The sequence below is a fragment of the Pseudomonas sp. R32 genome (assembly GCF_009866705.1).
Taxonomy (GTDB): domain Bacteria; phylum Pseudomonadota; class Gammaproteobacteria; order Pseudomonadales; family Pseudomonadaceae; genus Aquipseudomonas; species Aquipseudomonas donghuensis.
Window position 1 is genome coordinate 1,954,563 of the sequence record NZ_CP019396.1, and the last position, 23,295, is coordinate 1,977,857.

Consider the following 23,295-nt stretch of genomic DNA (forward strand, 5'->3'; position numbering starts at 1 on the left):
TTGCTTGGGGTTATATGGTCAAGTGAAGAAGCGCATACGGTGGATGCCTTGGCAGTCAGAGGCGATGAAAGACGTGGTAGCCTGCGATAAGCTTCGGGGAGTCGGCAAACAGACTTTGATCCGGAGATCTCTGAATGGGGGAACCCACTCAGCATAAGCTGAGTATCTTGTACTGAATACATAGGTGCAAGAGGCGAACCAGGGGAACTGAAACATCTAAGTACCCTGAGGAAAAGAAATCAACCGAGATTCCCTTAGTAGTGGCGAGCGAACGGGGACTAGCCCTTAAGTGGCTTTGAGATTAGCGGAACGCTCTGGAAAGTGCGGCCATAGTGGGTGATAGCCCTGTACGCGAAAATCTCTTAGTCATGAAATCGAGTAGGACGGAGCACGAGAAACTTTGTCTGAATATGGGGGGACCATCCTCCAAGGCTAAATACTACTGACTGACCGATAGTGAACCAGTACCGTGAGGGAAAGGCGAAAAGAACCCCGGAGAGGGGAGTGAAATAGAACCTGAAACCGTATGCGTACAAGCAGTGGGAGCCTACTTTGTTAGGTGACTGCGTACCTTTTGTATAATGGGTCAGCGACTTATATTCAGTGGCGAGCTTAACCGAATAGGGGAGGCGTAGCGAAAGCGAGTCTTAATAGGGCGTTTAGTCGCTGGGTATAGACCCGAAACCGGGCGATCTATCCATGGGCAGGTTGAAGGTTAGGTAACACTGACTGGAGGACCGAACCGACTACCGTTGAAAAGTTAGCGGATGACCTGTGGATCGGAGTGAAAGGCTAATCAAGCTCGGAGATAGCTGGTTCTCCTCGAAAGCTATTTAGGTAGCGCCTCATGTATCACTGTAGGGGGTAGAGCACTGTTTCGGCTAGGGGGTCATCCCGACTTACCAAACCGATGCAAACTCCGAATACCTACAAGTGCCGAGCATGGGAGACACACGGCGGGTGCTAACGTCCGTCGTGAAAAGGGAAACAACCCAGACCGTCAGCTAAGGTCCCAAAGTTATGGTTAAGTGGGAAACGATGTGGGAAGGCTTAGACAGCTAGGAGGTTGGCTTAGAAGCAGCCACCCTTTAAAGAAAGCGTAATAGCTCACTAGTCGAGTCGGCCTGCGCGGAAGATGTAACGGGGCTCAAACCATACACCGAAGCTACGGGTATCACTTAGGTGATGCGGTAGAGGAGCGTTCTGTAAGCCTGTGAAGGTGAGTTGAGAAGCTTGCTGGAGGTATCAGAAGTGCGAATGCTGACATGAGTAACGACAATGGGAGTGAAAAACTCCCACGCCGAAAGACCAAGGTTTCCTGCGCAACGTTAATCGACGCAGGGTTAGTCGGTCCCTAAGGCGAGGCTGAAAAGCGTAGTCGATGGAAAACAGGTTAATATTCCTGTACTTCTAGTTATTGCGATGGAGGGACGGAGAAGGCTAGGCCAGCTTGGCGTTGGTTGTCCAAGTTTAAGGTGGTAGGCTGAGATCTTAGGTAAATCCGGGATCTTAAGGCCGAGAGCTGATGACGAGTTGCCTTTAGGCGACGAAGTGGTTGATGCCATGCTTCCAAGAAAAGCTTCTAAGCTTCAGATAACTAGGAACCGTACCCCAAACCGACACAGGTGGTTGGGTAGAGAATACCAAGGCGCTTGAGAGAACTCGGGTGAAGGAACTAGGCAAAATGGCACCGTAACTTCGGGAGAAGGTGCGCCGGTGAGGGTGAAGGACTTGCTCCGTAAGCCCATGCCGGTCGAAGATACCAGGCCGCTGCGACTGTTTATTAAAAACACAGCACTCTGCAAACACGAAAGTGGACGTATAGGGTGTGACGCCTGCCCGGTGCCGGAAGGTTAATTGATGGGGTTAGCTAACGCGAAGCTCTTGATCGAAGCCCCGGTAAACGGCGGCCGTAACTATAACGGTCCTAAGGTAGCGAAATTCCTTGTCGGGTAAGTTCCGACCTGCACGAATGGCGTAACGATGGCGGCGCTGTCTCCACCCGAGACTCAGTGAAATTGAAATCGCTGTGAAGATGCAGTGTATCCGCGGCTAGACGGAAAGACCCCGTGAACCTTTACTATAGCTTTGCACTGGACTTTGAATTTGCTTGTGTAGGATAGGTGGGAGGCTTTGAAGCGTGGACGCCAGTTCGCGTGGAGCCATCCTTGAAATACCACCCTGGCAACTTTGAGGTTCTAACTCAGGTCCGTTATCCGGATCGAGGACAGTGTATGGTGGGTAGTTTGACTGGGGCGGTCTCCTCCTAAAGAGTAACGGAGGAGTACGAAGGTGCGCTCAGACCGGTCGGAAATCGGTCGTAGAGTATAAAGGCAAAAGCGCGCTTGACTGCGAGACAGACACGTCGAGCAGGTACGAAAGTAGGTCTTAGTGATCCGGTGGTTCTGTATGGAAGGGCCATCGCTCAACGGATAAAAGGTACTCCGGGGATAACAGGCTGATACCGCCCAAGAGTTCATATCGACGGCGGTGTTTGGCACCTCGATGTCGGCTCATCACATCCTGGGGCTGAAGCCGGTCCCAAGGGTATGGCTGTTCGCCATTTAAAGTGGTACGCGAGCTGGGTTTAGAACGTCGTGAGACAGTTCGGTCCCTATCTGCCGTGGACGTTTGAGATTTGAGAGGGGCTGCTCCTAGTACGAGAGGACCGGAGTGGACGAACCTCTGGTGTTCCGGTTGTCACGCCAGTGGCATTGCCGGGTAGCTATGTTCGGAAGAGATAACCGCTGAAAGCATCTAAGCGGGAAACTTGCCTCAAGATGAGATCTCACTGGAGCCTTGAGCTCCCTGAAGGGCCGTCGAAGACTACGACGTTGATAGGTTGGGTGTGTAAGCGCTGTGAGGCGTTGAGCTAACCAATACTAATTGCCCGTGAGGCTTGACCATATAACACCCAAGCAATTTGAGCGAAAGCCAGATTGCGGTGTTGTGAAGACTGCAAAGCCGAGAATTTGTAACTCACAAAACATCACATACCCGATTCGCTGGAGTGTCTTAAACAAGACCTTCTGGCAACAGAATTTCTTGACGACCATAGAGCATTGGAACCACCTGATCCCATCCCGAACTCAGCAGTGAAACGATGCATCGCCGATGGTAGTGTGGGGTTTCCCCATGTGAGAGTAGGTCATCGTCAAGATTAAATTCCGAAACCCCTATCTGCGTACGCAGGTAGGGGTTTTGTCTTTCTGGCGTCTGTGGGAGCGTCGCACCGCCGCTCCCACATGAGTGAAAACCAGCCGAAAAAAAACCACCCCGCAGGGTGGTCTCTTCACATCCATTTACCGATTCAGTCGCCGTAGTACTCGCAACCACTGGTGCAGGTCTCATGAATCCGTACCTTGGACAGCTCCGGCAGCAGCGGCTTGACCTGATCCCAGATCCATTTGGCGATCACTTCGCTGGTCGGGTTCTCCAGGCCAGGAATGTCGTTCAGGTAATTGTGATCCAGTTGCTCGTACAGTGGCTTGAAGATCGCCTTGATCTCGGAGAAATCGCGAATCCAGCCGGTATGCGGGTCGAGCGGGCCGGTCAGGTGCAGGGCAACCTTGAACGAGTGACCATGCAGGCGACCACACTTGTGCCCTTCAGGGACGTGGGGCAGGCGGTGTGCCGATTCGAATGTAAACTCTTTGAAAATTTCCACGATGTCTTGACTCTGTAAACCAATGCTGGCTGTCAGTTTACCAGCATGGTCACTTCAGTGGTTGCAGATGCGTGTGCAGCTTGCCGGTTTCTATCAGCTCAAGCAGCTCGTCGCCCAAGCGCTGGCTTTCGGCCATTGCCTTGTGCCAATAACGCTGGCGGCTACCGGCATCCCCCATGAAACGCTTGAAGTCGCTGCGGTCCGGCAGCTTGCCGTAGGGCAGGCTGGCCAGGTACTGCGGCGAGGGTGCCAGCAGCAGGACATTACGTAAGCGTTGGGCGTCACCGCGACGCCAGGGCAGGGCCTTGTCGAACCAGCCGGGGATGACCTTGTCGGTGAAGTGCGGGTAAAGCACGATATCGTCACCGGCGTAGGGCAGGTCCAGGTGATAGTCGAGCAGCCCGCCATCACGGTAGGTCCCCTGGCCTGCGCCGGGGATATCGCGCACGCCTTGCATGACCATGGGGATCGACCCGGAAGCCAGGAGGGCATGCCGCAGGTTGTTGATATCCAGCGCCAGGTAGCGCGACGGGAAGTCGGTCAGTGCCTGCAACGGCGGACCGCTACGGGCATCGTGAAGGATGATCCGTTCGAAGTGCCGGGCCAGGCGCGGGCGGCCGATCAGGTTGTCGGCGATCACCGATGACAGGCCCATGCCCAGGCGCCCGCGATGATCATGGGCAAGCAGCCCGTGGCTTTTTACCACCATGATGTTCAGGCGATAGTCCGAACTTTCGAGGACCTGCGCGTCGCGCCCTTCGAGCAATTCATCAAGCATGCGCTCGCAGCTGCGGCTGACTTCAGCCTGGGTCACACCCTTGGCAAAGTCCTGTTCGGTGTACAGCTGCCCCAAGCGCTGCAGGGCCTGGGCCGGGTTGGGCAGGCAGGCACTGGCGAAGCGCCAGGAGCCGATCGAGGCACCGATCAGCGCCCGTTCACGCGGTGTGCCGGGTAACCACTGGCCGAACAATGCCAGGTCCAGCCCTTGGATGCCCAAAGCCTTGGGGCCGCCCGCAGCGCCTGGCAACACACCCACATCCGCTGCCTGCAAGCCACCTTCGCGTATGCGTTGCAGGGCACGGCTGCCGGCCTTGAGGGTCAGGGCCGGGTACTTGATATGGATTGCGCTCATACGGGCCTCGCGGTCTTGAGCCGGTAATTATAAAGAACAGCGGTCCAGATGTGGGGCAGGGCTGCGCTATCATGTCGCCAGTTGTTTTCAGCTTCAATTAAGTTCGGTTGGGTACTCTAGGCCCCGTAGAAACATTTTTGATCTCAACGGAGAGACACGATGAAAACTTTGACTGCCCTGTTCGCCACTGCTGCCCTTGCCCTGAGCGCCAACGTCGCGCTGGCTAAAGATGTACAGCCTGATGAAGTGGTAAAACTGGTCAACGCCAAGAGCATCAAGTCGCTGGACGAACTCAAGGCCGCCGCCATCGCCAAGCACCCAGGCGCAACCGTCACCGATTCCGAACTGGAAGACGAGTACGGTCGCTATCTCTACAAGGTCGAACTGCGTGACGCCCAGAACGTCGAGTGGGACGTTGATCTCGATGCCAAGACCGGCGAAGTCCTCAAGGACGCTCAGGACACCTGATGAGCCCTTGCATGCGAGCAGCACAGACCGTTCTCATTGCGCTGTTGGCCCTCTGCTCGCTGGCTTCGGCCCGCGACCTCGATCAGGACGAAGCCCTGCAACTGCGCGAGCGGGGCATCATCCTGCCGTTGGAGCAACTGCTCAAAGACGCCCTGGGACGCTATCCCGGGGCGACATTGCTGGAGGCGGAGCTGGAACAGAAACACGACAGGTACGAGTACGAGGTCGAATTGCTGACCCCTGAAGGCGTGGTGCGCGAGATCAAGCTCGACGCTACCAATGGAGCGCTGCTCAAAGACGAGGAAGATGACTGATGCGCCTGTTACTGGTCGAGGACAACGTGCCGCTGGCAGATGAACTGACCCAGAGCCTGCAACGCCAGGGTTATGCGGTCGACTGGCTGGCCGACGGCAGGGATGCGGTCTACCAGGGCAGCAGCGAACCCTATGACCTGATCATTCTCGACCTCGGGCTGCCCGGCTTGCCGGGCCTCGAGGTGCTGGCCCAGTGGCGCGCATCTGGCCTGGCGACACCGGTGTTGATCCTCACCGCGCGCGGCTCCTGGGCCGAGCGTATCGAGGGCTTGAAGGCCGGCGCCGACGACTACCTGAGCAAGCCCTTTCACCCGGAAGAACTGCAACTGCGTATCCAGTCGCTGCTGCGCCGTGCGCGCGGGCTTGCCAACCAGCCGACCCTGGACGCCGCCGGCCTGCAGCTGGACGAAGGCCGCCAGTGTGTGACCCGCGCCGGCGTCGACATCCAGCTCACCGCTGCCGAGTTTCGCCTGCTGCGATATTTTATGCTGCACCCGCAACAGATCCTGTCGAAAAGTCACCTGGCCGAACACCTCTATGACGGTGAAACCGAACGGGATTCCAACGTCCTGGAAGTGCACGTCAACCACCTGCGCCGCAAGCTTGGCCGCAGTGTGATCGAGACCCGCCGCGGCCAGGGCTACCGCTATGCCGGGAGCAGCGAGTGAAGTCGATCCAGGCACGCTTGAGCCTTGGCCTGATTGCGGTACTGGTGCTGGTCGGGCTGGTCCTGGCCCAGCTCAGCCTGTGGCTGTTCGAAGCCGGGCTGCAACGCTACCTGGAGACGGGGCTGCGCAAGGAGAGTGAAAACCTGCTGGTTGCCCTGGTGCGCGGCCAGACCGGGCTGGAACTGGACGAGCGACGGATCTCCTCGGCCTACAAGCGGCCGTTCTCGGGCTATTACTTTCGCATCGACTTCGACGGCGGCAACTGGCGCTCGCGTTCGTTGTGGGACATGGACATGCCGGCTCCGGCAACACCGGGCCTGCACACCGGGCTGCAGCTTGGACCCGAGGGCCAGCAACTGTTGGTCCTGCGAGCCGACTACCGGCGACTGGGCCAGGCGATTTCCATCAGTGTCGCCCAGGACTATACCCCGGTGCGCGATGGCTTCAGGCGCATGCAGCAGATCGGCCTGGGCCTGGGCCTGGTCGCGCTGTTGCTGATCCTGGTGCTGCAACGCATCACCGTGACCCGTTCATTGCGCCCGCTGGAACGTGCCCGCGAGCAGATCGCCCAGTTGCAGCAGGGCCAGCGGTCACAGCTCGATACCCAGGTGCCGACAGAGCTCGAGCCCCTGGTCGCACAGATCAACCACTTGCTGGCCCACACTGAAGACAGCTTGCGTCGTTCACGCAATGCCCTGGGCAACCTTGGGCATGCGCTGAAGACGCCTCTGGCGGTGCTGCTCAGCCTGGCCTCCAGCGAACGCCTCAGGGACCTGCCGGAAGTCCGTGCCCAGTTGCGAGACCAGCTCGAGCAGATCCAGCAGCGCCTGAGTCGCGAACTCAACCGCGCACGTTTGGCCGGTGACGCATTGCCGGGCGCCCTGTTTGATTGCGATGCCGAGCTGCCGGGGTTGCTGTCGACCCTGGGCATGATCCATGGTGAAGGCCTGGAACTGAGCAAGCAGGTACCCGCAGGTTTGTTGCTGCCCTGGGATCGTGAAGACCTGCTCGAACTGCTGGGCAACCTGCTGGACAACGCCTGCAAATGGGCTGACAGCGAAGTGCGGCTGAGCATCGAAGAACAAGCGCAACACTATTGCCTGTGGATCGATGATGACGGCCCGGGCATCCCGGAGAAGGCGCGCGAGCAAGTCCTTGAGCGCGGGACCCGGCTTGATGAGCAGGTCGATGGTCACGGCCTGGGTCTGGGCATCGTGCGCGACATCGTCGAGGCCTGGGGTGGGCAGATGCGTTTGCTGGAAAGCTCGCTGGGTGGATTGCGGGTCAGCATCGAGCTGCCGCGCAAGGTCAGATAGCATCGCGGGTCATGTAGGAGCTGCGGTGCGGCGATCCGACTTGACCCGCGATGAGGCCCTCAATCGCTAACTATGACGCGGCTGGCCATACGCCTGGGTGATCCGGTCAATCACCATCGCCAGCGCCACAATCGCCAAGCCGGCCTCCACGCCTTTGCCAACATTGAGCGTCTGAATCCCCGCCAGCACATCTTCTCCCAGCCCGCGCGCGCCAATCATCGAGGCGACCACCACCATCGACAGGGCCATCATCACCGACTGGTTGAGCCCGGCCATGATGCTCGGCATCGCCAGCGGCAGTTGCACCCGCCGCAGTCGCTGCCAGCGACTGGCCCCCAGGCCGTGAGCCGCCTGGGTCAGGCTCGGGTCGATCTGGCTCAGGCCCAGTTCGGTCAGGCGGATCAGGGGCGGCAGGGCATAGATCAGGGTGGCGAAGATGGCCGGCACCTTGCCCAGGCCGAACAGCATCAACACCGGGATCAGGTAGACGAAGCTGGGCAGGGTCTGCATGACGTCGAGCACCGGCATCAGCAGCTTACGCGCCAAGGGCCGGCTGGCCAGCAGGACGCCCACCGGGATGCCGATCAGTACGCACAGGCCGGTGCTCACCAGCACCAGCGCACAGGTTTGCAGGAGCTTGTCCCACAGGCCGACCACGCCGATCAGAAACAACAGGCCGCTGAGCACCAGGGCACGGACGACACTGCGGCTGGCGTGCCAGGTCATCAGTGCGACGATCACCAGCAACAGCCACCAAGGCGTCAGGCGTAGCAGGTTTTCCAGGCCGACCAGTACCTGCAGCAGGCCATCGGAGACATTGCGCAATTGATCGCCGTAAGCCAGTACCAGCCAATCAACGAAGCGGTTAACGGCGTCGGCAAAGGAGAAGTGCAACGTTTCGGGAAAGCCTCCACTCACAGGCTCGCCTCGACCTTGCCCGCGATCTCGGCGGGTAGCCAGGCTTTCCAGATGTTCGGGTTATCACGCATGAACCTGAGTGCTGCCTCCTTGGGCGACTCGCGCTTTTCGCTCATCTGCGCCAGGGTCTTGTTGAGGGTGTCGATGGGCAGGTCGACCTTGGCGAAGAACTCGACCAGTTGCGGATAATCCTTTTTGAATGGCGCAGAAACACCAATGGACAATTTTGCCGGCAGTGAGCGCGTGCCTTGCGGGTTTGGATGGCTGGCATCGGTCAGGGTCTGCCAGGCCTCGGCATTGAACGGCGGCTCCTCAAGGCGTACCAGGTCGTAGCGGCCCATGAGCGGGGTAGGGCTCCAGTAGTAGAACAGCACCGGTTTGCCGCGGCGGATGGCTGAAGTGATTTCGGCATCGAGGGCGGCACCCGAGCCGCTGCGAAAGTTCACGTAGTCGTTGTCCAGGCCATAGGCCTTGAGCTTCTGGCTATTGACGGTCTCGGAGGTCCAGCCGCTGGGGCTGTTGAGGAAGCGGCCCTTGTCGGGGGACTCCGGGTCCTTGAACACGGCCTTGTACTGCTTGAGGTCGGCCACCGAACGCAGGTGCGGCGCCAGATCCTTGATTACGTACGCCGGCACATACCAGCCTTCATCGGCATTCTTCACCGTATCGCCGATGCTGAATACCTGGCCGGCCTGCTCGGCCTTTACCCAGGCCGGGCTGCGCCCGGCCCATTCTTCGCCGATGACCTGGATGTCGTTGCGTGCCAGCGCGACTTCCATGCTCACGGTGCTGCCGGGCAGGGTGTCGGTGGGGTAACCGTAGCCTTTCTCGACGATCAGCCGCAGGATCTCGGTGGTGAGGCTGCCGCTTTCCCAGGTGATGTCACCGAAGTGGATGGGCATGGATTTGTCGGCGGCGTGGCTGCAGGTAATCAGCCCCAGCGCAAGGAGTGCGCTGGTCAGCAGGGTGGTGATCGGCTTCATTGTGCCTCGCTCGCAAGGTAGGGAGTCTGGCAAGTGTAGTAGAGGAGAGCCGGCAGGTTTTTGTGGGAGCTGGCTTGCCAGCGATGAGGCCTGCATGAGGCTCCACCTGCGAGCGCTTTGCGCTCGATCGCTGGCAAGCCAGCTCCCACGGGGTTACACCCGGAACTGATCCATCAGCCCCTGCTGCTGGTTGGCCAGGCTGTTGAGCGACTGGCTGACCCGCGCCGATTCGTTGGCCTGTTCCGACAGCGATTCGGTGACGTCACGAATGGTAGCCACGTTGCTGTTGATCTCTTCAGCCACCGCACTTTGCTCTTCGGCGGCGCTGGCGATCTGCAGGTTCATGTCGCTGATCACCGTGACCGCATTGCCGATCTGCTGCAGGGCGGTGACCGCCTGGCCGACCTGCTCGACGCTGCCCTGGGCCTGGCGATGGCTGCTGTCCATGGCGCCGACCACTTCGCGGGTGCCGGCCTGCAGCTCTTCGATCACCTGGCGGGTTTCTTCAACCGATTCCTGGGTGCGCCGGGCCAGGTTGCGCACCTCGTCGGCGACCACGGCAAACCCTCGACCGGCTTCACCGGCGCGGGCGGCCTCGATGGCGGCGTTCAGCGCCAAGAGGTTGGTCTGCTCGGCGATCGAGCGGATCACTTCCAGCACCGAGCCGATCTTTTCGCTGTTCTCGGCCAGGCCTTCGACCTGGCCCATGGCGGTGCTCATGTCGGCGGCGAGGGTGTCGATGCTGCTGGTAGTGCGGTCGATCACGGCCAGGCCCTGGCGGGTGGCCTGGTCGGCGTCGCGGGCAGCCTGGGCGGCTTGCGCGGCGCTACGGGCGACGTCCTGGGCGGTGGCACTCATCTCGTGGGAAGCGGTGGCCACCTGATCGACCTGGCGATACTGCTGTTCCATACCGGCGCTGGTCTGGCTGGCGATCGCCGAGGACTGGTCGGCGGTATCGCGGGCGGCCTGGACCGAGCGCTTGACCTCGGCAATGGTCGGCTGCAGCTTGTCGAGGAAGCGGTTGAACCAGCCGGCCAGCTCACCCAGTTCGTCGCGCTTGTCGTAGGTCAGGCGGCGGGTCAGGTCGCCTTCGCCGCTGGCGATGTCCTTGAGCATGGCCGCCACGCCGAGGATCGGCCGGGTCACGGTGCGCGCCATCAGCCAGATCAGCAGCAGGCCGACGATGGCCGCCAGCAGGCCCAGGCCCAGTTCCATCAGGGTGCCGCTGGTGTTGCGTTGGTCGAGCTCTTGCTTGAGGGCTTCGGCCGGGCCGGTCAGGGCGCTTTCCGGTACGTCGAGCAACACGCCCCAAGGCTTGCCGCCAGGGATCGGCGCGAACGAGGCCAGCACCTTCAGGCGCTGGTTGTGGTGGAGGCTGTGCAGCGGCGTGCTGTCGCCCAGCAGGCGGATCAGCTCGGCGCCTTTTTCCGCGTCGACCTGGTCGAAACGTTGGGCCAGCTTGCCGGCATCCGGGCTGTAGCCGGCCAGCAGGCCTACCGGGCTGAGGATACCGACCTGGGTCTGGCCCTGGTAAAGATTGCGGCTGGCCTGTTGGCTCAAGGCCTGCAGGCTGTTGAGATTGATGTCGATGGACAGGGTGGCGATCACCTTGTCGGCGGCCATCAGCGGGAACACGATGCTGGTCATCAGCACCTGCTGGCCGTTGATCTCATAGAAGTAGGGCTCGATCACGCAGACCTTGCGGGTCGTGCGCGGGCACACCGACCAGGTGTTGGCCGGCTCGCCGCTGGGGCCGATGCTGGTGTCGTTCATGTCGCGCTCAGGCAGCGCCATGGAGGTCAGTTGGCCCGGGGTCGGTTGCGACCAGTACAGGGCAAAGCGGCCTTTCTCGTTGCTGCCCAGTTCTTTCTGGTTGACGAACAGCGCGTCCTTGTTGTCCAGCGCGTTGGGTTCGAACACCAGCGACAGGCCGAGCAGGTCGGGGTTGGCCTGCAGCGCCGCGCGTACCTGGCGGGTCATGTCCTCGCGCAGGTCGAAGGCATCGAGAAAGCGCTTCTCGGCCTGTTCGCGCAGGAACAGCACCTGGCGGGCGAAACCGGCACCGTACTGGTAGGCATCCATGAACTGGCGACGGATGTTCAAGGCCTGGACTTCGCCCTGGGATTCGATGCGCCCCTGGGCCGCTTCGGTGAGCATCTGCATGCTGCTGGCCTTGACCAGTTGCGTACTGTGCTCCATGCGATACAGCGAGAGGCCCACCAGCAGGGTAACGATGCCTGCCAGGCACAGGCCGGCCAGCAGGGTGATCTTCCACTGTATGGAAAGTTGTCTGAACGACATGGCGAAGTCCTTAGATCCTGAAAGATTGAGGCTGCCGACTATGTCGGCCGCGAGGCCGTTTTCTTTATTCAAACGTTCAATTGAAATGCGTCGTTTTCGGTCGCTGAGGCGACTTATTGTCGCAGGCGCAACACTCCGTTTTTTTGACAAGCGCGGGGGTCTGCTTCAGAGTGTGCGCCCTCCATAAAAATACCTGTCGTTCGGCCACTGCTTGCGAGCAGTCTGTCGCCGGATCGGTCGCTTTTTGTCTGGTTTCTAGAGGTCACAGAATGAATGCAGTAATTGCCGCGGTCGGCATCATGCTGATATTGAGCCTGTCCCGCGTGCATGTGGTTATCGCCCTGATCGTCGGCGCCCTGGTGGGTGGCCTGGTCGGTGGCCTGGGCATCGAAGGCACGCTCAAGGCCTTCAATGGCGGGCTGGGTGGCGGTGCCACGGTGGCGTTGTCGTACGCGTTGCTTGGCGCTTTCGCCGTAGCCATTGCCAAGTCGGGCATGGCCCATGCCTTGGCGGATCGCGCCCTGGCCATGATCGACCGGCAGGGGCATAGCAACGGCGGCAAGGTCAAATGGCTGTTGATTGCTCTGCTGCTGGTGGTGGCGATTTCGTCGCAGAACATTCTGCCGATCCATATCGCCTTCATTCCGTTGCTGGTGCCGCCGCTGCTGTATGTATTGACCAAGCTGCAGATCGACCGGCGCCTGGTGGCCTGCGTGATGACCTTCGGCCTGATCACCCCGTATATCTTCCTGCCGGTGGGCTTTGGCAACATCTTCCTTAACCAGATCCTGCTGGGCAGTGTCAGCCGCAGCGGCGTGGATGTCAGCGGCGTCAACGTTACCCACGCCATGGCCATCCCGGCCGCGGGCATGCTCTTTGGCCTGCTGGTGGCGGTGTTCATCAGCTATCGCAAGAAGCGTGAGTATGACCTGGAGAAAATCGAGCAGGTCGAGCAGGTCACGGTGCGCTACAACCCGCTGACCCTGCTGGTGGCCGGTGTTGCCATTGCGGCGGCGTTCATCATCCAGCTGTGGCTGGACTCGATGATCATCGGCGCCATGGCCGGTTTTCTGATTTTCTCGGTCTCGGGCATCGTGCGCTGGAAAGACACCGATGACCTGTTCACCGAAGGCATGAAGATGATGGCCATGATCGGCTTCATCATGATCGCCGCATCAGGCTTCGCCGACGTGATGAAGGCCACCGGCGAGGTCAAGTCCCTGGTCGAGGCCTCGGCGGCCTGGATCAATCACAGCAAGGGCATTGGTGCGCTGTTGATGCTGCTGGTCGGCCTGCTGGTGACCATGGGCATCGGCTCCTCGTTCTCCACCGTGCCGATCCTGGCGGCGATCTTCGTGCCGCTGTGCGTACAACTGGGCTTCGATCCTGTGGCGACAGTGTGCATCGTCGGTACCGCTGGAGCCTTGGGGGATGCCGGTTCACCGGCGTCGGACTCGACCCTGGGGCCGACCTCGGGCCTGAACGTCGATGGTCAGCATCACCATATCTGGGACACCGTGGTACCGACCTTCATCCATTACAACCTGCCATTGCTGGCATTTGGTTGGCTGGCGGCGATGATGCTCTGACGCAGGCGACGGGCTGAGCGCAAGGCTCAGCCTTTGGCAGGTGGCGAGATGCGGTTGAGCACCATGTTGCCGTTTTTGTTCCGGGTCAGGTAGACCGGCAACACCTTGGGCAAGGCGCTGACCAGGCGCTTGATTTCGCTGGTGTTGTAGATACCGCTGATGCGGATGCTGCCAGTGCTGGCATCGGCCAGCAGCAGCGGTTTGTCCAGGTAGCGGTTGATCATTGGCAAGGCCTGGGCCAGGCTCTGGTTGTCGAGGATCAGCTTGCCGCTGCGCCAGGCCAGGCTGTTGTCCTGGTTGTAGGTCTGGCTCAGGCGTGGCTCGTAGTCGCCGGCCTTGTAGCTGGCCTGCATGCCCGGGCCCAGACGATAGCTGCTGTCGCTGGCCTGGCCATCGCTGCTGACCAGCACTGAACCTTCGACCAGGGTCACCTTGACCTGATCATCGTACTTCCACACGTTGAACTGGGTACCGGTGACCCGCGTCCAGCCATTGGCCGCATGCACCACGAAGGGATGCTGGCTGTCATGGCTGACCTTGAAGAAGGCTTCACCCTTGATCAGGGTGACCCGGCGCTCATCCTTGTAGTTGCTAAAGCGCAGCTCGGTATTGAGGTTCAGTTCGACCTCGCTGCCGTCGCCAAGCACAACGCGGCTGAGCTGGCCGTTGCTTTCCAGGTGCTGATAGCTATTGGGCAACCAGCCTTGCTCCCAACCGACCCAGGCGCCGGCTGGCAGCGCCACCAGGGCGATGGCTGCCGCCGTGGCGAAACGCTGCCAGTGGTTGCGCTGGCGCTGTGGCAGGGGCACCACGTTGTCCGGGACGCTGCGGGGCAGATGGTCGGCGGTCTGCCAGATTTCCAGCATCGCCTGATATTCCTGCAGGTGCAGCGGGTTGGCACTCAGCCATTGCTCGAACGCGCGCCGCTCGGCGGCTGTGCAGTCTTCAGCTTGCAAGCGCAGGCACCACTGCGCGGCGGCATCGGTGATGGCATCGTATTCGGCGGCGCTGAGACTGGTGTGATTCATTGAAACTCCCGGTTTTGTCCATTCTACCTTGCAGGGTAGGTGGGCGAGAACCGAGATAATGGCGAATGACTATCAGTTGTAGGCTTTTTTACCGTCAAACCCGCGTAAAACCGCGGATCTGACAATGATTGCTTACAAAATCACGGACGGAAGGTAAGCCTGCGACGCCTGTTCAGCGTCGCAGGCCAGGTTTCAGAACTGCGCGGCATCCAACTCGAACAACGGGGCACTGCCGGCGCGGATACTGGCTTGCAGCGACAGCGTGCGTGGCAGCAGGCGTTCGAAGAAGAACCCGGCGCTGGCCAGCTTGGCGCCGTAGAACGCCGGGTCGTGCACCAGCGCGTCGCGGGCGACGGCGGCCATGCGTGACCACATGTAGGCGTAGGCGACGTAGCCGAACAGCTGCAGGTACTCCACTGAGGCTGCGCCAATGGCGTTCGGGTCGCGGCTCGCTTGCGTGCATAGCCACTGGCTCAGGTCTTCCAGCTCGTTCAGGGCGTTAAGCAGCGGCTGGCAAAAAGGCGGTTGTGCCTGGGCAAACTCGCGAATCTGCGCGGCAAAGGCAGCCAGCGCCTGGCCGCCATCGGCCACCACTTTACGGCCGAGCAAGTCCAGCGCCTGGATGCCGTTGGTGCCCTCGTAGATCTGCGCAATGCGCACATCGCGCACCAATTGCTCCTGACCCCATTCGCGAATATAGCCGTGGCCGCCAAACACCTGCTGGCCAAGTACGCAGCTCTCCAGGCCATTGTCGGTGAAGAAGGCCTTGGCCACAGGTGTCAGTAGCGCCACCTGGTGTTGCGCCGCGTCGCGCTCCTCGGCGTCTTCAGCGTACTTGGCAATATCCAGTTGCTGGCCGACGTAGGTGGCGAAGGCGCGTCCGCCTTCGGTCAGGGCGCGCATGGTCAGCAACATGCGCCGTACATCCGGGTGGACGATGATCGGGTCGGCAATCCGCTGCGGGTCCTGGGCGCCGGTGGGCGCCCGGCTCTGCAGGCGTTCGCAGGCATAGCGCGCGGCATTCTGGTAGGAGGCCTCGGCGCAACCAATGCCCTGAATGCCGATCGACAGGCGCTCGTAGTTCATCATCGTGAACATCGCCGCCAGTCCACGGTTCTGTTCACCGATCAGGTAGCCGGTGGCGCCATCGAAGTTCATTACGCAGGTGGCCGAGGCCTTGATGCCCATCTTGTGCTCGAGCGAACCACAGCTGACCGCGTTGCCTTGGCCAAGGCTGCCGTCGGCATTGACCAGGTACTTGGGCACCAGAAACAGCGAAATGCCCTTGGGCCCGGCCGGCGCATCCGGCAGTTTGGCCAGCACCAGGTGGATGATGTTCTCGGTCAGGTCCTGGTCGCCGCCAGTGATGAAAATCTTGGTGCCGCTGACCTTGTAGCTGCCATCGGCCTGGGGCTCGGCCTTGCTGCGGATGATGCCAAGGTCAGTGCCGGCGTGGGGCTCGGTCAGGCACATGGTGCCGGCCCATTGGCCGCTGTACAGCGCCGGCAGGTAAGTGGCCTTGAGCGCTGCGCTGGCGTGGGCGTCGATAGCCAGGCAGCAACCGGCGCTCAGCGCCGAGTACAGGCTGAAGCTGCAGTTGGCGGCGTAGAGCATCTCTTCGAATTGCACCGCGAGCATCTTCGGCATGCCCAGGCCGCCAAACGCCGGGTTACCGGCCAGGCCCACCCAGCCGCCGTCGCGGTAGGTCTGCCAGGCCTGGCGAAAGCCGTCCGGGGTGCGCACGGCGCCCGCCTCGAAGGCCACGCCCTGTTCATCGCCGCTGCGGTTGAGCGGGGCGATCAACTGGCCGGTGATTTTCGCCGCCTCTTCAAGGATGGCGTCGGCGGTGTCGGCATCGACCCGTTCGGCCAGGGCTGGCAGGCGTGCCCACAAGGCCGGGCCGTGGAACACTTCATGAAGGACAAAGCGCATGTCGCGCAGGGGAGCATTGAATTCAGGCATGGCCGTTCTCGCAGTCAATAGGGGTCAGAGCGCCTTGGCCCAGTCGCGCAACAGGTACTTCTGGATCTTGCCGGTGGACGTCTTCGGCAGTTCGCTGAATACCACGGTTTTCGGCAGTTTGAAGCCGGCCAGGTGCTCGCGGCAGAAGGCGATGATCTCGGCTTCTCGGGTGCCCTCGCAGCCGGCCTTGAGGGTGATATAGGCGCAGGGGGTTTCACCCCATTTCTCGTCGGGGCGGGCGACCACGGCGGCTTCGAGTACTGCCGGGTGCTTGTAGAGGGTGTCCTCGACTTCGATGGTGGAGATGTTCTCGCCACCGGAAATGATGATGTCTTTGAGCCGGTCCTTGATCTCCACGTAGCCGTCGGCATGCCAGACCGCCAGGTCGCCGGTGTGGAACCAGCCGCCACGGAAGGCTTCAGCGGTGGCTTCGGGATTTTTCAGGTAGCCCTTCATCACCGTGTTGCCGCGCATAAAGATCTCGCCCAGGGTGTTGCCGTCGCGTTGCACTGGCTCAAGGGTCTGCGGGTCGGCGACCATCAGGCCTTCGAGGGTCGGGTAGCGCACGCCCTGGCGTGACTTGATCCGGGCACGCTCGGCCAGCGGTTGTTCATCCCACTCGGCATGCCAGGCGCAGACGGTCACCGGGCCATAGACTTCGGTCAGGCCATAGACGTGAGTGACCTTGATGCCCATCTCTTCCACCGCGCCGATGACCTTGGCCGGTGGCGCCGCACCGGCGACCATGGCATTGACCGGGTGATCGATGGCCGCCTTGGCCGAGTCGGGCATGTTGATCAGCGCATTGAGCACGATCGGCGCGCCGCACAGGTGGCTGACCTGATGTTCGCGGATCAGGGTGAGAATCTTCTGCGGATCGACCCGGCGCAAGAACACATGGGTGCCGGCCAGGGCGGTGACCGTCCAGGGATAGCACCAGCCGTTGCAGTGGAACATCGGCAAGGTCCACAGGTACACCGGGTGATTGCCCATGGCCCAGGTCATCTGGTTGCCCAGGGCGTTGAGGTAGGCGCCACGGTGGTGATAGACCACGCCCTTGGGGTTGCCGGTGGTGCCGGAGGTGTAGTTCAGCGAGATGGCCTGCCATTCGTCTTCGGGCCAGTGCCAGGCGAACGCGGGGTCGCCTTCGGCGAGAAACGCTTCGTAGTCCAGGTCGCTGACCGCCTGGCCTTCGCCGTACTCCGGGTCATCGACATCGATCACCAGCGGCGGGTATTTCATCAGCGCCAGGGCCGCTTCTACGACCTTGTGGAACTCGCGGTCGGTGATCAGCACCTTGGCTTCGCCGTGCTCGAGCATGAAGGCGATGGCTTCGGCGTCCAGGCGCACGTTGAGGGCATTGAGCACCGCGCCGATCATCGGCACGCCAAAGTGCGCTTCGAGCATCGCCGGAATGTTCGGCAGCATCACCGCCACCGTATCGCCCTGGCCGATGCCGCGCCCGGCCAGGGCGCTGGCCAGGCGCCGGCAACGTTCGTAGGTTTGCTGCCAGTTGCGCCGGATGGCGCCGTGGATCACCGCCGGGTACTGGCCGTAGACGGCGGCGGTGCGCTCGATGAAACTCAAGGGGCTCAAGGCAACATGATTGACAGGGGCGGGCGCCAGGCCCTGGGAGAAAATCGACATGAGGTCGTCCTGTGCAGGAGGCAGCCGCCTGTGGCGAACTGAAACCTCCGATGGCTGATTGTTAGCTCTGATCAGGTTTCGGGAAGGAGCAGGCCCTTCCGGTGTCGCAGTTTTACGTGAATTGCTATGGTAGCTGGAAGATAGACTATAGCAATATGGTATAAATACTATAAAAGCCCTGAGGCACCGCTTTGGATACTCCTTTCTCCCTGCTGCTGGCCAAGGATCCACAGCCCAGTCTGTTGCTGGATGCTGCGGCCAGCGTGCTGGCCAGCAACCCGGCCTTGCGGGCCATGCTCGGGCCCTGGCCGCAGCGTGACGCCGACTTCTGCTTGCCGAGCAACTATCAGGCACTGGTGCAGGCCTGTCTGGAGCAAGCGCGGGCGATCAGTGAGGTCGAGGCGCAAGTGGCTGGGCAGATCCTGCTCTGGACCTTCATCCCCGATGACGCCGGCCAACAGGTCCTGGCGCGTTGTCGGGATGCCACCCTGGAGCGCCAGGGTGAACGTGAGGCCAGCCGGGCCCGGCGCCTGTACCGGCTGATCACCGAGAACACCACCGACCTGATTTCCCGGCATACGCCTGACGGCAGCTTTATCGATGCCTCGCCTGCCGCGTACCGCCTGCTCGGCTACTGGCCGGAAGCGTTGCGCGGGGTGCCGGTGCAGACGCTGTTTCACCCCCAGGATCGCCAGCAATCACTGCTGCAAGCGTCCCAGGCGCTGGAGCAGGACGGCTACCAGACCATGACCTGCCGGGTGCGGCACCGCGATGGGCGCTACCGCTGGTTCGAGATCGCCAGCCGCGCGATCCGCGAGACCTACACCGGCGCCGTGGTCGAGATTGTCAGTGTCTCGCGGGACATCAGCGTGCGCATCGAGGCGCAGGAAAACCGCCGGCGCCTCGCCGAGGTGGTGGAAGCCAATACCGACCTGGTGTTGTTCAGCGACCGCGACGGCCAGCTCAGCTACCTCAACCAGTCGGCGCGCCGGGCGCTGGGCTTGCTGGGCGTAGAACCGCTGCCCAGGCTGCAAGCGTTGCTCGACCCGGCACTGCAGCAGCGCCTGCACAACGAAGGGTGGCAGCGTGCCGAGCAACACGGGGTCTGGCAGGCCGAGGCGCGGCTGATCGCGCATCAGGGCGGCACGGCGTTCCCGGTGTCGCTGGTGCTGCTGGCCCATCGCGCGACTGGCGGTGAGCGCTACTACTCGCTGGTGGCCCGCGACATGACCGAGCGTGAGTTGCGCGAAAGCCAGCAACGTCGCCATCAGGACGAACTGGCCCACAGTGCCCGGCTGATCACCCTGGGCGAGCTGGCCTCGGGGATTGCCCATGAAATCAACCAGCCACTGGCGGCGGTGGTCAACTACGCCAGTGCCAGTCAACGCTACCTGCAGGCGCTGGATCTCGATCCGCAGGCTGCGCAGCGCATTGCCCATGGCTTGCAACGCATCAACGAACAAGCCACCCATGCCGCCGAAGTGATCAAACGCTTGCGCGCCTTTTTGCGCAAGGAGCCGCGGCGCTTGCAGGCCTTGGCGATTGTCGATGTCGTCGGTGAAGCGGTGCGCCTGTGCGATTGGGAAGCCAGCCGTGACCAGGTCAGGATCGAGCAGCGGGTGGCTGAGGGGCTGCCGTCGGTCTATGCCGACCGGGTGCTGCTTGAGCAGGTGCTGCTCAACCTGTTGCGCAATGCCATCGACGCCAACCGCGAGCAACATAAAGGCCAGGCCTCGCGTATCCTGCTCAGCGCAGCGCTTGAGGCGGGCTGGCTAATGATCCGGGTCAGCGATCAAGGGCCGGGGGTGGCGGCCGAGCGCCTGGACGGCATCTTCACCCCGTTCACCACCAGCAAGGCGGATGGCCTGGGTTTGGGCCTGAGCATGAGTCGCAGTATCGTCGAAGGCTTTGGTGGCACTTTGCATGCCCAGCCAGGCGAGGTGGGCGGATTGATCTTGTGCTGTCGGCTGGCGCCGGTGGCCAACAGTGGGGAGTGATATGCAGGAACCGCGGGTGTATGTAGTCGATGACGATCAGGGCATGCTCGATTCGACCGTGTGGCTGCTCGAATCGGTGGGCTTGCAAGCGCTGCCGTTCACCAGCGGCCAGGCGTTTCTCGACGCCTGCGACGGTGACTTGCCGGCCTGTGTGCTGCTGGATGTACGCATGCCGGGCATGGGCGGCCTGAGTGTGCAGGAAGCGTTACGCGCCCGCGGTATCGATTTGCCGGTGATCTTCGTCAGCGGCCATGCCGATGTGCCGATCGTGGTGCGGGCCTTCAAGGCCGGGGCCTGCGATTTCATCGAAAAGCCCTACAACGATCAGTTGCTGCTCGACAGCGTTCAGGATGCCCTCGGGCGAGCGCGCCATGCCGGGCCGCTGGAGGCCGTGCAGGCGCGCATCGATAGCCTCACGCCCCGTGAGCGGGACGTGCTCCTGCCGCTGGTGCAGGGCTATACCAATCGGGAAATTGCCGAGCAGCTCGAGGTCAGCGTCAAGACGGTCGACCTGTATCGCTCGCGGGTGATGAAGCGCATGCAGGCCGAGCACTTGCCGGCGCTGGTGGGGATGGCGATCGCCTGTGGGTTGGTGCAGCCGTTGAACTTGCGTTGAATTGATCGCGGGGCAAGCCCGCTCCCACAGGAGCGAGCCGGACCTGCGATGCTTTTAAGGCCTGCGCCCCAGCAGCAAACCGACCACTAGGCCAAACCCCGCCGAAATCGCCACCGTCTGCCACGGATGGCCGCCGATGTAGTCCTCGGTGGCATCCACCACCGGCCGCGCCTTGCTACGCACGCCGTTGACCGCCTTGCGGGCCTGCTTCAATTTCAGCCCGACCTGGGCGCGCAGGGTTTCGGCTTCTTCGCCAACTAGCGCTGCGCTGTCGCTGAGCAATTTTTCCGATTCTTCGATCAACGCTTGCAGTTCGCTGAACGCCTGATCCTTGATTTGCTCGGCATCGTTTTGCACGGTGGTTCTCCTGGCCATGAGCGCTTCCTCGTCAGTTGATGGCATTGAACAGTGGATGCCAGCGGGCATGGAAAGTTGCAGCGGTTTGCCGAGCGCTGGCGGCTACAGTGTAAGATAGCGCCTATTTTCCAGCGGCAGGACACCCCTCATGAGTTTCAATCTGGCCAACAAGAGCTTCGCCGAACGGGCGCAGATCGAGGACGAGAAAGCACGACTGTTCGAGCTCTGGCAGACCAACCTGGGCAAGGCCAAGGCCGATGCCGCCCGGCTGATCGCCGAGAAGCCGCGGCGCAAGGGCAAATGGGCTGAATGGGTACGGGCAGAGCTGGACGGCATGTCGCCGCCCGAATACGCCAATATGGTCCGCAGTGAAGTCAACAAGCTGATGGCCGCCGCCAAGTAAGCTTCAGGCAAACACCGCCAGTACCGCTTCACGCACCTTCTCCAGCGCCGGGTCCGGTTGCCCGCCGGTGCGCCAGCCCAGTTCCACCGGATACTGCGGCAAGGCCAGCGGGCAAGGCAGCACCACCAGGCCAGCGGTGTCGGCAATGGCCCGGGCGGCATGGCCGGGCAGGGTGGCCAGGCGCTCGCTGCCTTTGAGCAGATAGGCCAGGGCGGCAAAATGGCTGGTCGAGGCCGCCACCCGGCGACTCAAGCCCAGCTCGGCCAACGCTTCGTCGACGATACCGATGAAGCCTCCCGACGACACCAGGATCTGCTCGCGCGCCACGAACGCTTCCAGGCTTAAGCCGCGTTGCCCGGGCATCAGGCTATGCGGATCGACCAGGCACAGGTAATCCCCTTCATCGAGCACCCGGCGGCTGAGCAGGCGGGCGGAAAACCCGCCCGAGGTCAGCGCCAGATCAAGGCTGCGATCCAGTAACGCGCGGGCGACAATCTGGCTGTGGGTCTGGCGAAAGATCAGGCGCAGGCCCGGCGCCAGCCGTTGCACCTGCTCGATCAGGGCCCGGCCGTAGGCGACCTCGAAATCATCGGACAAGCCCAGGGTCACCGCCCGGCCTTCGAACTGTTCGGCCTGCGGGTCGAGCAGGGCCAGGCTTTGCCGGCATTTGTTCAGCGCTTCGCTGATCAGCGGCTTGAGCTGGTTGGCACGCAGGGTCGGCGCCAGGCCGCGCCCGGTGCGCATGAACAGCGGGTCGCCATACACCTCGCGCAAACGCCGTAACGCGGCGCTGACGGCCGACTGGGTCAAGCCCAGGCGCACGGCGGCGCGGCTGGCGCTGACTTCGTCATGCAGGGCTTCGAAGACCTTGAGCAGGTTGAGGTCGATATCGGTGATATTCGCAGGATTCATATCATTCAGAAACGAAGTGGGCTTTATTCATGATTGGCCCGGCGCCGACAATCTGCAACACCCATCGCCCATCCGGAGCACCCGCTAATGACCACGTCCGTCGTCGCCGCCTTGCAGATCGGTTCATCGCCTGAAGGCAAAGCCCATACCCTGGAACAGATCCTTGCCTACGAGCAGGCCATCAGTGAGGCGGGCGCCAGCCTGGTGGTGATGCCCGAAGCGCTGCTGGGGGGTTACCCCAAAGGTGAGATCTTCGGCACGCGCCTGGGCTACCGCCTGCCCGAAGGCCGCGAAGCCTTCGCCCGCTACTTTGCCAATGCCATCGAGGTGCCCGGCAGCGAGACCGACGCCCTCGCTGGCTTGTCGGCGCGCACCGGCGCCAGCCTGGTGCTCGGGGTGATCGAGCGCAGCGGCCATACCCTGTATTGCAGCGTGCTGTTCTTCGAGCCCGAGCAGGGCCTGGTGGCGGTGCACCGCAAGCTGATGCCCACCGGCACCGAGCGGCTGATCTGGGGCCGTGGCGACGGCTCGACCCTGCCGGTGATCGAAGGTCGTGCCGGGCGCATCGGCGCCGCGGTGTGCTGGGAAAACTACATGCCGTTGCTGCGCACGGCGATGTACGCCAAGGGCGTGGAGCTCTGGTGTGCACCGACGGTGGACGAGCGCGAGCTGTGGCAGATGAGCATGCGCCATATTGCTGCCGAAGGCCGTTGCTTCGTGATCAGTGCCTGCCAGGTGCAGGACTCGCCCAACGCGCTGGGCATCGAGGTCGCCGACTGGCCGGGCGAGCGCCAGCTGATTGCCGGGGGCAGCGTGATCGTCGGGCCGCTGGGTGAAGTGCTGGCCGGGCCATTGGTCGGTGAGCGCGGTCTGCTGTGTGCCCAGATCGACACCGCAGAGCTGGTGCGCGCCCGCTATGACTTCGACGTCGTCGGCCACTATGCACGGCCGGATATCTTCGAACTGAGCGTGGATGAGCGCAGCAAACCCGGCGTGCGCTTTATCAATCAGGATTGA

At 62.0% G+C, this 23,295-nt stretch carries 19 protein-coding genes, 2 rRNA genes and 1 pseudogene; 11 read left to right on the top strand and 11 right to left on the bottom strand.

All coding sequences use genetic code 11. The features are described from left to right. Positions 1 to 16: 16 nt before the first annotated feature. Both PspR32_RS08960 and rrf read left to right on the top strand, forming a co-directional pair. Positions 17 to 2,907 (top strand): 23S ribosomal RNA (locus PspR32_RS08960). Positions 2,908 to 3,044: 137 nt separating this feature from the next. Further along, positions 3,045 to 3,160, top strand: a 5S ribosomal RNA gene (gene rrf, locus PspR32_RS08965). Positions 3,161 to 3,310: 150 nt separating this feature from the next. Here rrf and queD read toward each other — a convergent pair. After that, positions 3,311 to 3,667 (bottom strand): 6-carboxytetrahydropterin synthase QueD, encoded by a 357-nt coding sequence (queD, locus tag PspR32_RS08970; protein ID WP_010226613.1) that lies wholly within the window; start codon positions 3,665 to 3,667, stop codon positions 3,311 to 3,313. Between the two features lie 49 nt (positions 3,668 to 3,716). Further along, complete coding sequence (locus PspR32_RS08975; RefSeq protein WP_159388327.1) at positions 3,717 to 4,799, bottom strand: patatin-like phospholipase family protein; 1,083 nt, start codon at positions 4,797 to 4,799, stop codon at positions 3,717 to 3,719. Positions 4,800 to 4,958: 159 nt separating this feature from the next. On the opposite strand from PspR32_RS08975, the gene PspR32_RS08980 reads away from it, so the two are divergent. Genes PspR32_RS08980 through PspR32_RS08995 form a run of 4 tightly spaced genes read left to right on the top strand, consistent with a single transcriptional unit; the run spans position 4,959 to position 7,565 of the window. Next, positions 4,959 to 5,267, top strand: a complete 309-nt coding sequence (locus PspR32_RS08980; protein ID WP_159388328.1) for a PepSY domain-containing protein — start codon at positions 4,959 to 4,961, stop codon at positions 5,265 to 5,267. 11 nt (positions 5,268 to 5,278) lie between these two features. Then, positions 5,279 to 5,581 (top strand): PepSY domain-containing protein, encoded by a 303-nt coding sequence (locus PspR32_RS08985; RefSeq protein ID WP_010226609.1) that lies wholly within the window; start codon positions 5,279 to 5,281, stop codon positions 5,579 to 5,581. Next, the gene (locus PspR32_RS08990; RefSeq protein WP_010226607.1) at positions 5,581 to 6,249 is read left to right on the top strand and encodes a response regulator transcription factor; all 669 of its coding nucleotides are present in this window, start codon (positions 5,581 to 5,583) and stop codon (positions 6,247 to 6,249) included. The genes PspR32_RS08985 and PspR32_RS08990 overlap by 1 nt, the downstream gene beginning before the upstream one ends. Continuing rightward, positions 6,246 to 7,565: a sensor histidine kinase gene (locus PspR32_RS08995; RefSeq protein WP_159388329.1), complete on the top strand. Its 1,320-nt coding sequence runs from the start codon at positions 6,246 to 6,248 to the stop codon at positions 7,563 to 7,565. Before PspR32_RS08990 ends, PspR32_RS08995 begins: the two co-directional genes overlap by 4 nt. Positions 7,566 to 7,631: 66 nt before the next feature. Here PspR32_RS08995 and PspR32_RS09000 read toward each other — a convergent pair whose 3' ends face one another. The 4 genes and pseudogenes from PspR32_RS09000 to PspR32_RS26660 all read right to left on the bottom strand — a co-directional run. Next, a complete protein-coding gene (locus PspR32_RS09000; protein WP_026001520.1) occupies positions 7,632 to 8,483 on the bottom strand; it encodes an ABC transporter permease in 852 nt (283 codons plus the stop codon). Further along, positions 8,480 to 9,466 carry an ABC transporter substrate-binding protein gene (locus tag PspR32_RS09005; protein WP_036994483.1) on the bottom strand — a complete coding sequence of 329 codons (987 nt, stop codon included), beginning with the start codon at positions 9,464 to 9,466 and terminating at the stop codon, positions 8,480 to 8,482. Before PspR32_RS09005 ends, PspR32_RS09000 begins: the two co-directional genes overlap by 4 nt. 153 nt (positions 9,467 to 9,619) lie before the next feature. Continuing rightward, on the bottom strand, positions 9,620 to 10,375 hold the full coding sequence (locus PspR32_RS26655; protein ID WP_374045273.1) for a methyl-accepting chemotaxis protein: 756 nt from the start codon (positions 10,373 to 10,375) through the stop codon (positions 9,620 to 9,622). A gap of 102 nt (positions 10,376 to 10,477) precedes the next feature. Then, a pseudogene (locus PspR32_RS26660) lies at positions 10,478 to 11,767 on the bottom strand (HAMP domain-containing protein); the annotation flags it as partial. A gap of 269 nt (positions 11,768 to 12,036) precedes the next feature. Here PspR32_RS26660 and PspR32_RS09015 point away from each other — a divergent pair. Further along, positions 12,037 to 13,356 (top strand): Na+/H+ antiporter family protein, encoded by a 1,320-nt coding sequence (locus PspR32_RS09015; protein ID WP_010226597.1) that lies wholly within the window; start codon positions 12,037 to 12,039, stop codon positions 13,354 to 13,356. Positions 13,357 to 13,382: 26 nt separating this feature from the next. Here the strand turns inward: PspR32_RS09015 and PspR32_RS09020 are convergent, their stop codons facing one another. From PspR32_RS09020 to PspR32_RS09030, 3 genes are all read right to left on the bottom strand, one after another. Beyond that, positions 13,383 to 14,384 carry a FecR family protein gene (locus PspR32_RS09020; RefSeq protein WP_010226595.1) on the bottom strand — a complete coding sequence of 334 codons (1,002 nt, stop codon included), beginning with the start codon at positions 14,382 to 14,384 and terminating at the stop codon, positions 13,383 to 13,385. Positions 14,385 to 14,576: 192 nt separating this feature from the next. Further along, positions 14,577 to 16,346, bottom strand: coding sequence for an acyl-CoA dehydrogenase C-terminal domain-containing protein (locus PspR32_RS09025; protein WP_159388330.1), 1,770 nt, complete (start codon positions 16,344 to 16,346; stop codon positions 14,577 to 14,579). 24 nt (positions 16,347 to 16,370) lie between these two features. Beyond that, entirely contained in the window at positions 16,371 to 17,993 is a 1,623-nt protein-coding gene (locus PspR32_RS09030) for an acyl-CoA synthetase (RefSeq protein WP_010226591.1), read from the bottom strand. Positions 17,994 to 18,184: 191 nt separating this feature from the next. Here PspR32_RS09030 and PspR32_RS09035 point away from each other — a divergent pair, with 191 nt between their 5' ends. Together PspR32_RS09035 and PspR32_RS09040 are read left to right on the top strand one after the other, a co-directional pair. Continuing rightward, positions 18,185 to 19,990, top strand: a complete 1,806-nt coding sequence (locus PspR32_RS09035) for a PAS domain-containing sensor histidine kinase (RefSeq protein WP_269467560.1) — start codon at positions 18,185 to 18,187, stop codon at positions 19,988 to 19,990. Between the two features lies 1 nt (position 19,991). Continuing rightward, positions 19,992 to 20,606, top strand: coding sequence for a response regulator transcription factor (locus tag PspR32_RS09040; protein WP_010226584.1), 615 nt, complete (start codon positions 19,992 to 19,994; stop codon positions 20,604 to 20,606). Positions 20,607 to 20,660: 54 nt separating this feature from the next. Here the strand turns inward: PspR32_RS09040 and PspR32_RS09045 are convergent, their stop codons facing one another. After that, positions 20,661 to 20,981, bottom strand: coding sequence for a DUF883 family protein (locus PspR32_RS09045; RefSeq protein WP_036994490.1), 321 nt, complete (start codon positions 20,979 to 20,981; stop codon positions 20,661 to 20,663). 130 nt (positions 20,982 to 21,111) lie between these two features. On the opposite strand from PspR32_RS09045, the gene PspR32_RS09050 reads away from it, so the two are divergent. Next, the gene (locus tag PspR32_RS09050; RefSeq protein WP_010226580.1) at positions 21,112 to 21,366 is read left to right on the top strand and encodes a hypothetical protein; all 255 of its coding nucleotides are present in this window, start codon (positions 21,112 to 21,114) and stop codon (positions 21,364 to 21,366) included. 3 nt (positions 21,367 to 21,369) lie between these two features. On the opposite strand, the gene PspR32_RS09055 is transcribed toward PspR32_RS09050, so the two are convergent. After that, complete coding sequence (locus PspR32_RS09055; RefSeq protein WP_159388331.1) at positions 21,370 to 22,278, bottom strand: LysR family transcriptional regulator; 909 nt, start codon at positions 22,276 to 22,278, stop codon at positions 21,370 to 21,372. A gap of 87 nt (positions 22,279 to 22,365) precedes the next feature. Between PspR32_RS09055 and PspR32_RS09060 the strand changes: the two genes are divergently transcribed. Beyond that, positions 22,366 to 23,295: a carbon-nitrogen hydrolase family protein gene (locus tag PspR32_RS09060; RefSeq protein ID WP_010226576.1), complete on the top strand. Its 930-nt coding sequence runs from the start codon at positions 22,366 to 22,368 to the stop codon at positions 23,293 to 23,295.

Bases quoted from the DNA above. Each gene is read 5' to 3' on its own strand.
- PspR32_RS09055 (WP_159388331.1), bottom strand. From the start codon at position 22,278: ATGAATCCTGCGAATATCACCGATATCGACCTCAACCTGCTCAAGGTC.
- PspR32_RS08985 (WP_010226609.1), top strand. From the start codon at position 5,279: ATGCGAGCAGCACAGACCGTTCTCATTGCGCTGTTGGCCCTCTGCTCG.
- PspR32_RS08975 (WP_159388327.1), bottom strand. From the start codon at position 4,799: ATGAGCGCAATCCATATCAAGTACCCGGCCCTGACCCTCAAGGCCGGC.
- PspR32_RS09005 (WP_036994483.1), bottom strand. From the start codon at position 9,466: ATGAAGCCGATCACCACCCTGCTGACCAGCGCACTCCTTGCGCTGGGG.
- PspR32_RS09015 (WP_010226597.1), top strand. From the start codon at position 12,037: ATGAATGCAGTAATTGCCGCGGTCGGCATCATGCTGATATTGAGCCTG.
- PspR32_RS09030 (WP_010226591.1), bottom strand. From the start codon at position 17,993: ATGTCGATTTTCTCCCAGGGCCTGGCGCCCGCCCCTGTCAATCATGTT.
- PspR32_RS09060 (WP_010226576.1), top strand. From the start codon at position 22,366: ATGACCACGTCCGTCGTCGCCGCCTTGCAGATCGGTTCATCGCCTGAA.
- PspR32_RS09025 (WP_159388330.1), bottom strand. From the start codon at position 16,346: ATGCCTGAATTCAATGCTCCCCTGCGCGACATGCGCTTTGTCCTTCAT.
- PspR32_RS09020 (WP_010226595.1), bottom strand. From the start codon at position 14,384: ATGAATCACACCAGTCTCAGCGCCGCCGAATACGATGCCATCACCGAT.
- PspR32_RS08990 (WP_010226607.1), top strand. From the start codon at position 5,581: ATGCGCCTGTTACTGGTCGAGGACAACGTGCCGCTGGCAGATGAACTG.
- PspR32_RS08980 (WP_159388328.1), top strand. From the start codon at position 4,959: ATGAAAACTTTGACTGCCCTGTTCGCCACTGCTGCCCTTGCCCTGAGC.
- PspR32_RS09050 (WP_010226580.1), top strand. From the start codon at position 21,112: ATGAGTTTCAATCTGGCCAACAAGAGCTTCGCCGAACGGGCGCAGATC.
- PspR32_RS26655 (WP_374045273.1), bottom strand. From the start codon at position 10,375: ATGGAACAGCAGTATCGCCAGGTCGATCAGGTGGCCACCGCTTCCCAC.
- PspR32_RS09040 (WP_010226584.1), top strand. From the start codon at position 19,992: ATGCAGGAACCGCGGGTGTATGTAGTCGATGACGATCAGGGCATGCTC.
- PspR32_RS09045 (WP_036994490.1), bottom strand. From the start codon at position 20,981: ATGGCCAGGAGAACCACCGTGCAAAACGATGCCGAGCAAATCAAGGAT.